Origin of the sequence: Pseudomonas poae (genome assembly GCA_028869255.1) — a bacterium.
GTDB classification, from domain to species: Bacteria; Pseudomonadota; Gammaproteobacteria; order Pseudomonadales; family Pseudomonadaceae; genus Aquipseudomonas; species Aquipseudomonas poae_C.
In genome coordinates this window covers 1,394,446-1,408,561 of record CP110972.1, presented here as the reverse complement: position 1 = coordinate 1,408,561, position 14,116 = coordinate 1,394,446, and the positions used below count along the sequence as shown (strand labels likewise).

The following is a 14,116-nucleotide window of genomic DNA, read 5'->3' as shown; positions in this document are numbered from 1 at the left end:
CTTAGAAGGCGTAAGTCAGCCGGGTGTAGTAGTACCCGCCGGTAAAACCGTAGGGCGAATAGGTGCCGTAGCTGCTGACCATGGTGCTGCTGGGCACGCCTTGTTTCTTGGGGTAGACGTCGAACAGGTTCTTGGCGCCGATGGCCACGTTGAGGTCTTTGGTGAGGTTGTAGCCAAGGTCGAGGTCGGTGATCCATTTGGCGCTGTAGACCCGGTCGAGGCTGCGGTCGTCCGAGACGTTGACCTCTTTGTAAGAGCCGTAGCGGGTCAGGGCCAGGTTGAGATTGAAGCGGTCGATGCTCCAGTCGCCGCCCAGGATCAGCTTGGTGCTGGGCTGCACGCCGGTGATCAGGTTGCGCGCCTGGCGGTCCATCAGGTCATAGGACGTACCGAGGATCGTGGTGGACTCCTTGTAGTTGAGGATCTTGGTCTGGTTCCAGTTGAACGCCGCCGTCCACTTCAGCGCGCCGTATTGGCCCAGGTCCTGGTTGTAGTTGCCCACCAGGTCCAGGCCCTTGGTGCGGGTGTCGGCACCGTTGATGAAGTACTGCCCGCCGGAGGTCGACGTGATGCCATTGCCTTGCAGCACCTGGGTGATCTCCGAGCCGAGCAAGGTGCCGGTCAGGGTGATGCGATCACGCAGGTTGATCACGTAGGCGTCGGCGGTGAAGTTCAGGCGATCGGTGGGTGTAAGGGTGAAACCGAGGCTGAAGCTGGTCGAGCGCTCGGGCTTGAGTTCCTGGGCGCCGAGAGCCTGGGCAGCCGCCGAACCCACCGGCAATACCCCGTAGTTGATCGACTGATACACCCCGTTCACCACGCCATAGGTGGTGGAGCGCGCACTGAACAGGCTGTTGGCCAGGGACGGCGCCCGGAAGCCGTTGCTCACGGTGGCGCGCACCGCGAACTCGGGGGTGAAATCGTAGCGGGTGGTCAGCTTGCCGCTGCGGGTGGCGCCCACGCCCTGGTTGTAATGCTCGTAGCGAAAGGCGGTGCCCACGTACCAGTCCGGCACCGGGTTAAAGCCCACGTCCACGTAACTGGCCAGGCTGTTGCGCGAGGCGCTGCTTTCCTCGTCCGGCGAAATCCCGTTGGTGACCTGCGCCCCGGACGACGCGCAGTTGCCCGGCGCCACGCAGTAGCCGCCGTTGGCATAGGACGCATAGTCACCGGCCTGCACCTCATAGGTGTCGCGCCGATGCTCGAAGCCGTAACTCAGGTCCAGCGGCTTTTGCAGGCCGACATCGAAGCCGCGCTTGAAGTCCAGGTTGGTGGTCAGCTCGGTAGAGATCCAGGTGCCGGAGGTGAAGTGATTCGGCGTGGCCTCGCCCAGGGACGGGTTCTGGTTGTGCGTGGTGCCCTGCTCCGCATCGTTGCGCCCGTAGGTGGTGGACAAGTCCCAGTCCCACTCGCCGACCGTACCCTTACCGCCGAATGCGGCCTGGAAGTCATCCTCATCGATAAACCAGGTGGGCGTGTAGCCACCGGGGTAACCGTTGGGGCCGGTGGTGATGGTGTTGGTGATGGTCGGCAGGCGGAAGTTCTGACCCTGCTCGGCCTTGCGCCGCGAATAGGTGGTGAAGGAATACAGGCTGAAGCTGTCATCGATCGGCAACTCGGCGTTGTAGCCCAGGGTCAGCAGGTTAGTCTTGGGCGTGCCGTAGCCGCCGTAAGTGGAGCGGCCGGCCTGCTCGTAGGCCTGAGCGTAGGTGTAGCCGTTGGCGCTGGCCTTGTTGTCGTCGTTCTGGCTGCGCGCATCCAGCGCCAGTTGCACGATACCGCCGTTGCCGATTTCGAACCCCTTGTTGAGGCTTTGTTGCACGGTCTGTTTCTTGCCGTCGTAGCCCTGGCCGACGTTGGTCACCGAGGTGCCGCTGGTGTCGGCCTTGAGGATCACGTTGATCACCCCGGCGATGGCATCCGAGCCGTACTGGGCGGCGGCGCCGTCACGCAGCACTTCCACGTGGTCGATGGCGCTGATGGGGATCAAGTCCAGATCGGCCGGTGCCGCGCCGGTGTTGATGCCGTTGATATTCAAAGTGGCGGCGGTGTGGCGGCGCTTGCCATTGACCAGCACCAGCACTTCGGCGGCGCTCAGGCCACGCAGGTTGGGCGCCCGGGCGATGCCGCTGGCGTCCCAACCGGTTTTTTCCGGCAGGGTCAGCGAGGGGATCACTGCGCTCAAGGCTTCCATCAAACCGGGCTTGCCGGTGCTCTGCAATTGCTTGGCGCTGACCACGTCGATTGGCACGGGGCTGCTGGTGACGGTGCGTTGTTCGGCGCCACGGTTGCCGGTGACTACGACGGTGGACAGGGTGCTGTCGTCCTGGGCCTGGGCGGTGCTGGCCAATAAGGCGAGTGTTAATAGGGCGGTGGGTTGCAAGACTTGCTTCATAGCCATTCTCAGCTTTTTCAAATCGCGAGGTCGGGCGGTCACGCGGCATACGGGGGAGCGCGTGGTGCACGGTTGGGGGTGTGGCGGCGATTTGGAGCTAGGTGTGGCGGGGGGTTGAATTGGCAACATACGTTGAACTCCCTTCCAACGATTCTGCTGCGGGGTTGATTGCCCGGTTAGGTGTGCAGAATCTTGATTACGCTGGGTACCATCCGAGGTCAGGGGTAGGCTGTTGCGTTCAAACATAACGGAATGGGTTTTGAAAATATAATGCTATTTGGGCATAAGCTAATATTCTTGTATTTCATTATTTTTTGGGGTTTTTATTCATAAAAATGATGTCTTTTTGAGATTGGGCTTTGGGGTGGGTACATATCCGTTATTTGTGTTATGGCGGCTTATGGTTCCGCTCTTACAGCGGGTCACTTTTGGCAAACGCCCCAAAAGTAACCAAAAGGTCTGTGCCCCATCACTCGGTGCCTCGCCTAGGCTCGGCATGCCCTCACTCCGGCTTGAATCCGTGGGCCGCCGCGATGGGCCATCCTTGGCCCAGCGCGGCTAACCCGGCGTCCTGCCGGGTTGCCCACGGATTCAAGCCTGCGTTCGGCCAGCGTGATTGACGGGGCGCCTGAGATCAAAATCAAGATCAAAAGCAGAGCACGGCGGCCTAGTAGCCGACCTGAGTGGTTGGATCAAGGGCGGGCTTTTCTGGGGGAGCTGGCTTGTCGGGTCGCCGCATCGCTGCGATGCTGGCAACTCGGTGCATCAGGCAAATCGAGTTGATGCTTTCGCGGTGATGCGGCAAGCCAGCTCCCACAGTTAACGCACTGAGGTAACAGGACTGGTTTTATCCAGCGCCTTGTCCACCAGCAGTTGTACGCCTTCGAGCATTCGGCATAGGCCCAGGGCTACGTTGCGCTGGGCACCGTCGATTTCAAAGGCCAGGTGGGTGGCGATATCGCTGATGGACGCCAAGTCTTGGGAGGCATTGACCAGCAAGGTCTCCGTGTCCAGATCGGCGCGCAGGGTGAAGAGCCCTTCGCAGGCGTCGGCGCCTGCAGAGCTTGGGGGATTTGGGCTGTCTTTAATCATGGTGGAACTCCTGGTGGTGGAGCTACCATCACTCGCGGTCAAACGAAATGGGGTGGCAGCTGTACGCGGGTTGACCGACCGGAACCAGTGATCCGGCATACCCGAAGGTATCCCGCGCACAGCTGCCGCGACACGATACATCAAGCTTGGAAAAAACGCCTGATATAGGTCTTGGGTGCTGAGCACACTGGTTTAGTCGGACGGTCAAATCCGATCGCTGAATGGTCAGCGACGAAAAGGAGGTTAGTCAGCGCAGTTCCGAGCGACAACCTGAAAGCCTTGTCGGAAAATTCCGAGACCCTGCGATACAGACAACTAGCTACATCAGGTAAACCGAGTTGATGCTTTCGCAGGCAAGCCAGCTCCCACATTTGACCGAGTATGGCTTTAATGATCAGGCCGGCTGCCAGGCCGCCTCGCTTTGCTTTGTTTTTGATCTGGCCCTTACATCCTTACCGCTGACGAAGTCAGCGATCTTTTGCGCTTTTGATCTTGATCCTGGGCGCCCCGTAAAACACGCTGGCCGCACGCAGGCTTGAATCCGTGGGCAACCCGGCAGGACGCCGGGTTAGCCGCGCTGGGCCAAGGATGGCCCATCGCGGCGGCCCACGGATTCAAGTCTGCGTGCGGGCACACCGAGCCGGAGGCGAGGTGCCGAGTGTTGGGGCGAAGCGTTTTTGGTTACTTTTGGCGCTCTTCCAAAAGTGACCCGCTGTAAGAGCGGAACCATAGGCAGCCGTTACCTAACCACCGGATATACACACAACCTCACCCCCCGGCCGCAACAACTGCATCTGCTGCCGATAATCATCCGTCACCTGCCGCGCCTGACTGCTACTGGTAATCACCCTAGGCGTAATCAACACAATCAACTCCGTGCGATCCTTGGACTTACTGGTATTCCCAAACAACCACCGCAACCCCGGAATCTTCCCAAGATAAGGCACCGCACTCACACTCTCCGCATTGTCCTGCTTGATCAACCCCCCCAGCAGCACCGTCTGCCCACTCTGCACAGCCACCTGCGTCGACACCGACCGCGTAGAAATACGCGGATTATTCTGCGTGTCACTACTCGACGACGCCTGATCCTGCGCATCACTGACCTGCTGCTGAATATCCATATACACCAACCCCCCCGGATTAATCCGCGGCACCACATCCAGGATCACCCCGGTCTGCACATACTCAACACTGCTCAACGTGGTGTCAGAGGTGCCGGTATTCACCGTGGTCTGGCTGATCGGAATGTTGTCACCCACCTGAATCTGCGCCGGCTGGTTGTTCATCACCACCAGCGACGGCGCCGACAGCACCTGGGTGCGCCCATTGGTTTCCAGCGCGTGCAAGGCCACCTGCAGGTTGGAACTGACAAAGGAATAAAACAACGAATCCGTAGCGCCCAAGCCCGCCCCGCCACCGCCCAATGCGCCCTGGCTGCCGGCGGTGTTGCCCACGGTGGTGCTGGTGGAATTACCCGCCAGGCGCCCCAAGTACCACTGCACGCCCAGGTCCAGTTCACCGGTGAGTTTGACTTCGAGGATGCGCGTCTCGATCTGCACTTGCAGCGGCGGGTTGTCGAGGCGTTTGATCGCCGATTCGATCTCCTTCCATTGCACCGGGCGGGTGCGCACCAGCAGTTGGTTACTGCTTTTTTGCGCGGTGATGCGGGTGCCGGCGTCGAGGCTTTTGGCCGGGGCGTCTTCGGTGGTGCCCTGCTCGGCGCTGTCCGGCTCGGCTTCGGGCTCCTGCGCCTCGTCGTCAGCGGCGGGCTGGCTGTTATTCAGGTTGTTGCTCAGGCCACCGGGCGTGCTGCCGGAGGTGCTGTTGGTGCCGGGCGACGACAAGGTCGCCGTGCGCAAACCGGGGGCGACCTTGGCCGGGGTGTCGTCCTTGATCGCGCCGCTGCCGTAGATTTGCCGCAGGTATTTGGCCAGGTCCGTGGCCTTCATATTGCGCACGTCGTACACGTACATCTGTGGCTCGTTGCCGCCGCCTTCATCGATGGTGTGGATCCAGTCGCCGACTTCGCTGAGGTACTGCGGCTGCGACGAAATCGCGACCACCGAGTTGGTCCGCTCGATCGGCAAAAAGCGCACCATGCCTGCCAGGGGCATGCCGCTGTCGGGGCCGAACATCTTTTGCAGCTCGGGCATCAACTCGGCCACCGAGGCGCGTTGCAGGCCGAACACCCCCACCGACATGCCCTTGAGCCAGTCCACGTCGAAGGTGTCGATGGTGTCCTGGTAGTTGGCCAACTCTTCCGGGGTACCGGCCAGGCTCAGCACATTGCGCGCCGGGTCCACCAGCAGGAAGGCATTCTCGCGGGCAAAGGGCTTGAGCAGTTTCTGCATCTCGGTGGCCGAGATATAACGCAGCGCAAACAGCCGCGCCGACAGGCCGCTGGAGGGCTGCGACACGCGCATCTCAGGCACCAGCTTGCCCGCCACCGCCTGGTTGGCCGGCAGGATCACATACCGGTTGCCCTGCTTGATCATCGCGTTGTCGGTCCAGGACAACAGGGTTTCGAGAATCGACAGCGCCTGCTGCTTGTTCACCGGTTTTGAGGTGGAGAAGCTGACGTTGCCTTTTACCCCCTGCGCAATGCTGTAGTTCTCGTGCAGCAGGTCGCCCATCACGCTGTTGATCACCGCCTCGATCGGCTGGTCGGCGAAGTTGAACACGATGTCACCGCTGCCCTCCTCCTTCATCGCCGGTGCCGCCGACGGCGGGCGCACGAATTGCTGGTTGCCGCGAATCAATTGGCGCTGCGGCGGGGTTTTCGCCTGGGGCTGGCCGCTGTCGACCGGGGCCTGTTCGCTGGCCGGGTCCACGGGCGGGCGTTGCGAGCCGGTGCCCTGCATCGCCTCATGCAGCAGGGCCTCGTCCGGGTCGAGATGCTCGGGGAAGGTGCCGCAACCCGCGAGGGCAACGGCGCTGGCCAGGCAGAACACGGTGGTGCGCAAAGCGCCGGGGAAAGTATCGATCAAGGGGCGGACTCGTGAGGAAGGGTAATCGGGGGGTAGTCGACGGCGCAGGCAAACGCAGGGCGCGCAGGCTCAGGGTCTGCGTGCGGCCATCCAGGGCAAAGCGTGCTTCGCGGGGCGTAAGGTGTTCCAGGCGCCAGCCATTGGGCAGGGTCTGGTCTTGATGGACTTTCAGCGGCGGGCCATCAGCGCGCTTGAGCAAGGCGACGCGCAGGTTGCCGTCGAGGACGATTCCGGTCAGGGTCAGGCTCGACAGGCTCGAGACGGCTGCCTCGCCGACCGCCCGATCTGGGCTGCGGTCGGGGCTGAACAAGGGCGCCTGCCAGGTGCCGGCGAGGCTTTCCAATGTCGCACTCGGGGCCGCCAGCACCTTGGCTGCGGCGTTGGCGCGTGCATCGGGCGCAGGCGCCGGCAACCACTGCGGCGCATCGCCGATGCTGCTGAGAATGCCGACCATCAGCAGGCCCAACAGCCCCGCCACGCCGAGCAACAGCCATTCCAGGGGGCGCAATGCAGTGATCATCGGCGCACCTGCTGGGCGGCGGCCGGTTGCAGGTAGCCGCGCACCAACAGGTGCACCACCAGCTTGCCGGCGCCGCCGCTGACGGGCGCATTCGGCGGGCGGCGGATGCTCATTTCATCCACGAACAGAAACGGGCGCTGGTACTCCAGTTCATGCAGGATCGCAGTCAAGGGTTCGATGGCACAGTCGAGGGTCAGGCTGACTTTGACCTGGCGATACGGCTCGCTGTCGTCCTGTTCCGGGGTGATCGGCATGCGCTGGGTCAGGCTGCAGCCGCCACCGAGGCCGGCGCGGCTGTTGATCAGGTCGGCGATGCGTTGCATCAGGTCGGCGGCGACGGCGCTGGGGTCATCGCCGGGCAACAGGCTGGTACTGCTGGCCGGGTCCTGCCGCGCTTGCTCAAGCTGTTGGCGCAGGGAGTCGCCCTGAAGCAATACGCCGGCGTAGCGCTGTTGCTGCTCGCGTAACTGCTCGGCCTGCTCGCCCATGGTGCGCAGGGGGCCGGCGAACCAGCTGTCGATCAGCAGCCAGTAACCGGCGCCGAGCACCAGGGCCAGGCCGATCAGGGCCGCGCCACGGCGTTCACGGGGTGTCAGTGGTCGGCGCATCGGCGGCCTCCTGGTGCAGGTGGGCGCGCAAGGAAAACTGATCCTTGCCGGTTTGCGCGTCGGGTTGGATCACCCCTTCGAACTGGGCGTTTTCCAGGCTGTGGCAGCCCTTGATCCGGGTGATCAGGGCACTCGCCTTGGCGCTTTGCCCGGAGAAGGAAACGTCGGCACCGTCATTGACCTCCAACTGGTCGACCCAGGTATCGGGCGGCAGGCAGGCGGTCAGTTCGTTGAGCAGTGCGGCCAAGGGCGGCTGGGCCGTCTTGCGCCGGATCAAATACTGCGCGGCGCCACGGGTATTGAGCAGTTGCTGGCGCAGGGCCTGGACCTCGGCGACCTGGGCCCGTTGCTCACGTACGCTTTGGTGCATGGCGTCAAGCACGCGCTGGCGGTCGTTGAGCCACAGCAGCATGGCCGCAATCAACAGCGCGCCGCACAGCCACGGCAAGCTGCGTTGCAAGCCTTTGCCCGCAGGCCGCTGGCGTGGGCGCAAGGGCGCCGGTAACAGGTCGATGCCCATCGGCGCACCGGCGGCGTCCTCCACGTCCACGGCATGGGGCTGCAAGCCGAGCGCGGCGCAGTCGCTGAGGATCTGGTCCAGGCGTTCGCGCAGGATCGCCACCAGCGTTACCTGCACGTGGGTGGCGGTGCGGCGCTCCTGACGCGCCACGAAGTACAGCTGGGCGGCGTCGAACGGCGTGAAGCGGTCCAGTTCATAGCCGACCACAGTCGACAGGTTGCGCGCCGCGGCCGGTGGCAGCTGCAGGGTTTGCACCAGCACCGCCGAGGGCGCGAGCAACAGCACCTGGCGCACCTCGCCCGCGAGGGGAGCTACGGGCGCAGTCAGCGGCCAGCGGTAGACATGCTCGGGGATGTCCTGCAGCGACAACCATCCCGGCAAGCAGGCGCGCAATTCCTTGAGCCACAGCCGCCACCCCAGTTGCAACAGGCTGCCGCGCCAGCGCTGGGCGATCGGCAGCGCCAGCACCTGCAGCCGCGCGGATAAGTGTTCATTTATTCTTGCCAACGTAGCACTCGATAAGGTTGTGCGCTGCCTTGCGCGGGGCTCAATAACACCGTGGCTTGCAACCGGGCGTGATAGCCGCCGGGGCGTTGTGCGCGGCTGTCGACCACCAGCACATCGCCGGGGTCGGCGCCCACCGCACTCTGGTGCGGCAGGTTCAGTGCGCGGCGCATCAATGCGCTGGCGAACGCCGGATCGGGCCGGTCCAGGCCACTCCACAGGCTGATTTCGGGTACCAGCGCGCTGTACAGCGCCTGGCTCATGCCCGGCAGTTGCCGCAGTTCTTCCACCACGCGAAACGGCGCCAGTCCCTGGTTGCGGCGTACTTCCAGGTCTCTGGCGAGTTGGTTGGCCTGGGCCTGTGTCGCACCGCAGGCCAGGGCCAGGCGGGCAAAGTCCGCCACCTCGGCGCTGTTCAAATACAGCTTGCCGCGCTCACTGCGCAGGCTGACGTGCAACTGCGCGTCATCGAACACCAGCGGCACTTCGCGCCCGTCGGCGATCCATTGCTTGCGCTGCAACGGATCAGCCAGCGCCTGCATCGCCAGCGCCACTCCCGCCTCGGCAGCCAGTACCGCCTGGGTATGCTGGCGATGCCAGGCAGCCTGGCGCGTTTCCAGTTGTACCCAGCCAGCCAGCCCACCCAGCAACAGGCTGAGCAAGGCCAACACCCACAGCACCAGCAGCAAGGCGACACCACGCTGATGCCTGATCATTCTGGAGCCCCGCCGGACAGGTTCAGGCGCAACGCAATCACCTGGGTAACCCACGGCACCGGCCCATTGACCCGCGCCGCAATGCGCACCGCATACGGCAGGCGTTTGGACCACGGCCAGTCGCTGATCCAGCCGGTGGCCTGGCCCTTGGGCGACACACCGCGATAGCTGAATTGCAGGTCCTGGATGCCGTTCAACAACACCTGCGGCTCACTGCGCGAGGCCGGCACACTGACCTGTGCCGATGACTCGAATCGGGCGAACGCCACTTGCAAATCGCGCTGCGCCTCGGGGCCCGTCAACTGCAAAGTGAAACGCTGAATGCCGCCGCCGAGCACGCCGGGCAAGGTCGCGACAAACTGCATGCGCTGCGGCCCGCCGCTGAAAAACCCGTCGACCTGGCTGTCATCCTCGGTGACGTCCAACGGCAGCGCCTCGCTGATGGCGCTGCGCAAAAACTGCTGCGCGGCGCGCATTTCATCCAGGCTGACCGTGTAGCGCTGCGCCTTGAGCACCGCACGATTGGCCCCCAGCAATGCACCGCCGACCAGCACCAGCAACACCCCGAGCAAGCTGAGCACGATCATGATTTCGAGCAAGGTGAAACCCTGCTGATGCCGCTTCACAGGCCGGCCCTGTCATTGACGGCACGCAGTTTCAAGGTGCTGAAACTGGCCTGCCGCGAACCTTCGCTGACGCGCAGGTCAAGGCGAAACAGCTGCGGCTGCCCGATCCGGGTGGGCTGCTGGGCGATGCGCAGTTGCCAGCCGATACCGTCCAGCTCGCCCTGACGCACGCCATTGGCCAAAGGCCCCGTCGCTTCCTGATCCAGCACACTGATGGCGGCATGGGTCAGGCGGTCGCTGTGGGCAACTTGCAGCAGCGAACGCGCACTCTGGCCGAAGGCGACCAGCAGCACCGTGCTGCAAATTGCCATCAGCACCAGCGCGGCGAGCATTTCCAAGAGCGTGAAACCGCCTTGAGCCTTCATGGCAGCGCCTTGGACTGCACGCTGCCGGTCAGCCAGCCAATATCGATGCGCCAGCGCCGGCTGCCGTTGGCCAGCAGCAGGTTGCCGCCGGTGGAGCTGCCGTCGGGATAGAAGTCCACCGCCGAGCCCGCCTGCTCGGCGGTATGCAGGGTCACTTGCAGGTCGGCCGGCCAGTGCTGCAGCGGCCGACCCGGGGCCTGGAAGCTCAGGCGGCGCAGGTCAAACCGTGTGCTTTGGGTGGTGCCGCTGACAATCGCCCGCGCTCGCGTGCTGCGCAACGCCTCGACCATCTGCCCGACCGCCTGGCGCTCTTTGGCGGCGCGCAGGCCCTGTTGCAAGCCAAATCCCACCAACCCGGCGGCGATGCTGATCAAAACGATCACCACCAGCATTTCCAGCAGAGTAAAGCCGCGTTGGGGGCTGAGCATGGTCGCCGGTTATTCCCAGTTGCCCAGGTCGGCGCTGTAGCCTTCGCCGCCGGGTTGGCCGTCCTGACCGTAGAAAATCAGGTCAAAGGCGCCATGTTCACCGGGGAAGCGATAGCCGAACGCGTGGCCGAACGGGTCCTTGAGGTCCGACGGCTTGGCATACGGCCCAGCCCAGCCTGCGCTGTTGCCGGGTTTGTCGACCAGTTGCTGGAGGGTCTTGGGCGGCGAGCCGACATCCAGGCCATAGCTTTCGATCTTCATGCTCAGGCTGGCCAGCTGCGCCTTGCCCGCGCCGTATTTGCCCTTGTCCACATTGCCGCCGACCTGGCGTACCACGATGGTCGCGACGATGCCCAGCAGCACGATCACCGCGAGCATTTCCAGCAAGGTAAAACCGCCCTGGCGGCGGGCGGGCTTGAATCGGGTATGGCGCATCGGCTTGCTTCCTTAAGGGTTCATATATTGCTGGTGAGGCTCATCAGCGGCAGCATGATCGCGAGCATGATCACCGCCACCAGCACCGCCATGACCACCGTCAGCGACGGCACCAGTGCGGCGAGCAGGCGGTCGATACCGCGCTTGGCTTCCACGTCGAACACGTCGGCGACCTTGAGCAGCATGCTGTCCAGTTCACCGGCCTGTTCGCCGACTTCAATCATTTGCAGGGCCAGGTCCGGCAGCAGCGGTTGCGTGCCGAACGCGCTGGCCAGGGTGCCGCCGCCCTTGACGGACTCGGCAGCCTGGGCAACCTGGGCTTGCAGGGCGCGGTTGGTGCAGACCTGCCGGGCGATCACCAGCGCCTGCAGCAGGGCCACGCCGTTGCTCAGCAAGGTGCCCAAGGTGCGCGCCAGTCGGGCGGCTTCGACCCGTTGCAGGAGCGGGCCGATCACGCGCAGGCCGAGGACGCGGCGGTCGTATTTTTCGCGGCGTTGCGGGTCGCGCAGGCGTGCGGCCAGGGTCCAGACCAACACGATCAGCCCCGCCAGCACCGCCAAACCATAGGCCCCCAGAAATTGGCCGAGGCCCAGGATCACTTCGGTGATCAGCGGGATGGGCACGCCCAGGTCCTTGAAGATCGGCACGAACTGCGGCACCACGTAAGCCAGCAATAAGGCCAGCGAACCGAGTACGCCGACCACCAGAAACGCCGGATAGATCAGCGCGTTGATCACCTCGCCCCTCAGCAACTGGCTACGCTCCAGGTAGTCGCTGAGCTGGCGCAGAGTGTTTTCCAGGGCGCCGCCGGCCTCGCCCGCACGCACCATGCTCAGGTACAGCGGCGAGAACTGGCTGCCCTCTTCTTCCAGCGCCTTTGATAAAGGCTGGCCGGCTTTTACATGTTCGCGAATTCGCTCGATAAGGGCGCGGGTCTGCGGCTGCCCGGGTTGTTTGAGCAGGATGCCCAGGGAGCGTTCCAGCGGTTGGCCCGCGCCCAGCAGCGTGGCCAGTTGCTGGGTGAAACTGACCAGGGCCGCGCCATTCAATTGACCACGGCCCAATGCATTGCGCAGCCCCTGGGCACCGGCGACGTCGATCTGCAGCAACAGCAGGCCGCGCTTGTGCAGGACGGCGACGGCGGCGTCCTGGTCCTTGGCTTCAAGCGTGCCGTTTTGCGGCTGGCCCTGGCTGTCCAGGGCGCGGTATTTGAACAGGCTCACGCGCCCTCTCCACGGGTCACGCGCAGCACTTCTTCCAGCGACGTCACCCCGGCCACGGCCTGGCGCAGACCCTCTTCATGCAGGATGCGCAGGCCGCCACGGCGGGCGGCCTGCTCCAGCGTGGCGGCGTCTGCCTGGCGCATCAAAAGGCTGCGCAGTTCGTCATTCATCACCAGCAATTCGGTGATTGCACTGCGGCCGTGGTAACCGCCACCGGGGGCATCGGCGCGGGGGCGATAGAGCCGGATCGGGCGCTCGTCGGTAAAGCGATCCAGGCCATGCTCGGCGATCAGTTCGGGCGGCGCATCGAAGGCTTCGCGGGTGGCCGGGTCGAGGCGGCGCACCAGGCGCTGGGCCAGGATGCCGTTGACCGTCGAGGCGATCAGGTAGCTTTCCACGCCCATATCCAGCAGCCGCGTGATACTCGCCGCCGCGCTGTTGGTGTGCAGGGTCGAGAGCACCAGGTGGCCGGTCAGGGAGGACTGGATGGCGATGCGGCAGGTTTCCAGGTCGCGGATTTCACCGATCATGATCACGTCCGGGTCCTGGCGCACGATGGAGCGCAGCGCACCGGCAAAGTCCAGGCCGATGGCCGGTTTGACCTGAATCTGGTTGATGCCTTCGAGCTGGTATTCCACCGGGTCTTCCACCGTGATGATCTTGCGTTCGGCGGTATTGAGGCGTGACAACGCGGTGTACAGCGTGGTGGTTTTGCCCGAACCGGTGGGGCCGGTGACCAGCAGGATGCCGTGGGGCCGTTCCAGCACTTCGAGGAAGGTTTGCAGGCGCTGGCCATCAAAACCCAGGCTCTGGAAATCGAACTGCACGGTCTGCCGATCGAGCAAACGCATCACCACCGATTCGCCAAAACTGGTGGGCACCGTGGACACCCGCAAGTCGAGTTCCTTGCCCTGGATGCGCAGCATGATCCGCCCGTCCTGGGGCAGCCGCCGCTCGGCAATGTCCAGCCGCGCCATGATCTTCACCCGCGAGATCACCGCCGCCGAAGAACTGGAAGGCGGCGCCTCGGCCTCGTGCAGCACGCCGTCGATGCGGTAGCGCACTTTGAGCTGGTTTTCGAAGGGTTCGATATGGATATCCGAGGCGCGATGTTCCACGGCGCGCTGCAGGATCAGGTTGACCAGGCGTATCACCGGCGCTTCGGAGGCCATGTCCTTGAGGTGTTCGATGTCTTCCAGCGCACCGCCCTGCTCGTCGAGGTTTTCGATCAGGGTGCCCATGGCCGAACGGCCTTGGCCGTAGTAGCGCTCGATCAGGGTTTCGACCTCATTGCGCGGGCCCACGGCCAGCCACACCGGCACGCCACAGGCATAGGCCATGGCCTGGAACGGGTACACCTGCGACGGGTTGGCCGCCAGCACCCGCAAGCCACCCTGGCGCCAGCCCACGGGCACCACCTGGTAGTGACGCATAAAGCGCTCGGTCAATGCCGGCAGGGGGTCAAGCAGCGGCGGCGCGGCGTCGGCCAGCAGCAAGGGCGCGTCGAGCAAGTCGGCCCAGGCGCGGGCCAGCTCCACTTCCGAGACCAGCCCTAAACGGGTGAGCAGGCCGAGTAATTCAGTGTCGCCCCCTTCCTGGGAAAGCCGCCGGGCGCGCTCCAGGTCCACGGTTTTCAGCCCGGCATTTTGCATCAGCCACGCGCAAACCTGTTCGGTATCCGGGATGTGCGTTTG

12 protein-coding genes and 1 pseudogene are annotated in these 14,116 nt (G+C 64.1%); all 13 read right to left on the bottom strand.

Features of this window, described 5'->3' with window-relative positions:
* Position 1: 1 nt before the first annotated feature.
* On the bottom strand, positions 2-2,395 hold the full coding sequence (locus LRS56_06635) for a TonB-dependent receptor (protein WDU64172.1): 2,394 nt from the start codon (positions 2,393-2,395) through the stop codon (positions 2-4).
* A gap of 819 nt (positions 2,396-3,214) precedes the next feature.
* Positions 3,215-3,487, bottom strand: a complete 273-nt coding sequence (locus LRS56_06630; GenBank protein ID WDU64171.1) for a DUF6124 family protein — start codon at positions 3,485-3,487, stop codon at positions 3,215-3,217.
* A gap of 743 nt (positions 3,488-4,230) precedes the next feature.
* Positions 4,231-6,477 (bottom strand): type II secretion system secretin GspD, encoded by a 2,247-nt coding sequence (gene gspD, locus LRS56_06625; protein ID WDU64170.1) that lies wholly within the window; start codon positions 6,475-6,477, stop codon positions 4,231-4,233.
* A pseudogene (locus LRS56_06620) lies at positions 6,474-6,997 on the bottom strand (general secretion pathway protein GspN). The gene gspD and the pseudogene LRS56_06620 overlap by 4 nt, the downstream one beginning before the upstream one ends.
* Positions 6,994-7,605 (bottom strand): type II secretion system protein GspM, encoded by a 612-nt coding sequence (gspM, locus tag LRS56_06615; GenBank protein WDU64169.1) that lies wholly within the window; start codon positions 7,603-7,605, stop codon positions 6,994-6,996. Before gspM ends, LRS56_06620 begins: the two are co-directional and overlap by 4 nt.
* Positions 7,580-8,623 (bottom strand): PilN domain-containing protein, encoded by a 1,044-nt coding sequence (locus LRS56_06610; GenBank protein WDU65701.1) that lies wholly within the window; start codon positions 8,621-8,623, stop codon positions 7,580-7,582. Before LRS56_06610 ends, gspM begins: the two co-directional genes overlap by 26 nt.
* Positions 8,620-9,345 carry a type II secretion system protein GspK gene (locus tag LRS56_06605; GenBank protein WDU64168.1) on the bottom strand — a complete coding sequence of 242 codons (726 nt, stop codon included), beginning with the start codon at positions 9,343-9,345 and terminating at the stop codon, positions 8,620-8,622. The genes LRS56_06610 and LRS56_06605 overlap by 4 nt, the downstream gene beginning before the upstream one ends.
* Positions 9,342-9,971, bottom strand: a complete 630-nt coding sequence (locus LRS56_06600) for a prepilin-type N-terminal cleavage/methylation domain-containing protein (protein WDU64167.1) — start codon at positions 9,969-9,971, stop codon at positions 9,342-9,344. Before LRS56_06600 ends, LRS56_06605 begins: the two co-directional genes overlap by 4 nt.
* Complete coding sequence (locus LRS56_06595) at positions 9,968-10,336, bottom strand: type II secretion system protein (GenBank protein WDU64166.1); 369 nt, start codon at positions 10,334-10,336, stop codon at positions 9,968-9,970. Before LRS56_06595 ends, LRS56_06600 begins: the two co-directional genes overlap by 4 nt.
* Positions 10,333-10,764, bottom strand: coding sequence for a prepilin-type N-terminal cleavage/methylation domain-containing protein (locus LRS56_06590; protein ID WDU64165.1), 432 nt, complete (start codon positions 10,762-10,764; stop codon positions 10,333-10,335). The genes LRS56_06595 and LRS56_06590 overlap by 4 nt, the downstream gene beginning before the upstream one ends.
* Before the next feature lie 9 nt (positions 10,765-10,773).
* Complete coding sequence (gene gspG / locus LRS56_06585) at positions 10,774-11,199, bottom strand: type II secretion system major pseudopilin GspG (protein WDU64164.1); 426 nt, start codon at positions 11,197-11,199, stop codon at positions 10,774-10,776.
* A gap of 20 nt (positions 11,200-11,219) precedes the next feature.
* Complete coding sequence (gene gspF, locus LRS56_06580; GenBank protein ID WDU64163.1) at positions 11,220-12,422, bottom strand: type II secretion system inner membrane protein GspF; 1,203 nt, start codon at positions 12,420-12,422, stop codon at positions 11,220-11,222.
* Positions 12,419-14,074, bottom strand: a complete 1,656-nt coding sequence (gspE, locus tag LRS56_06575; protein ID WDU64162.1) for a type II secretion system ATPase GspE — start codon at positions 14,072-14,074, stop codon at positions 12,419-12,421. Before gspE ends, gspF begins: the two co-directional genes overlap by 4 nt.
* Between the last annotated feature and the right edge of the window lie 42 nt (positions 14,075-14,116).

What these genes read in the sequence shown, in the direction of transcription:
- LRS56_06630 (WDU64171.1), bottom strand. Translation starts at nt 3,487, where the DNA reads ATGATTAAAGACAGCCCAAATCCCCCAAGCTCTGCAGGCGCCGACGCC.
- LRS56_06595 (WDU64166.1), bottom strand. Translation starts at nt 10,336, where the DNA reads ATGAAGGCTCAAGGCGGTTTCACGCTCTTGGAAATGCTCGCCGCGCTG.
- gspG (WDU64164.1), bottom strand. Translation starts at nt 11,199, where the DNA reads ATGCGCCATACCCGATTCAAGCCCGCCCGCCGCCAGGGCGGTTTTACC.
- LRS56_06605 (WDU64168.1), bottom strand. Translation starts at nt 9,345, where the DNA reads ATGATCAGGCATCAGCGTGGTGTCGCCTTGCTGCTGGTGCTGTGGGTG.
- LRS56_06635 (WDU64172.1), bottom strand. Translation starts at nt 2,395, where the DNA reads ATGAAGCAAGTCTTGCAACCCACCGCCCTATTAACACTCGCCTTATTG.
- gspM (WDU64169.1), bottom strand. Translation starts at nt 7,605, where the DNA reads ATGCGCCGACCACTGACACCCCGTGAACGCCGTGGCGCGGCCCTGATC.
- gspE (WDU64162.1), bottom strand. Translation starts at nt 14,074, where the DNA reads ATGCAAAATGCCGGGCTGAAAACCGTGGACCTGGAGCGCGCCCGGCGG.
- LRS56_06590 (WDU64165.1), bottom strand. Translation starts at nt 10,764, where the DNA reads ATGCTCAGCCCCCAACGCGGCTTTACTCTGCTGGAAATGCTGGTGGTG.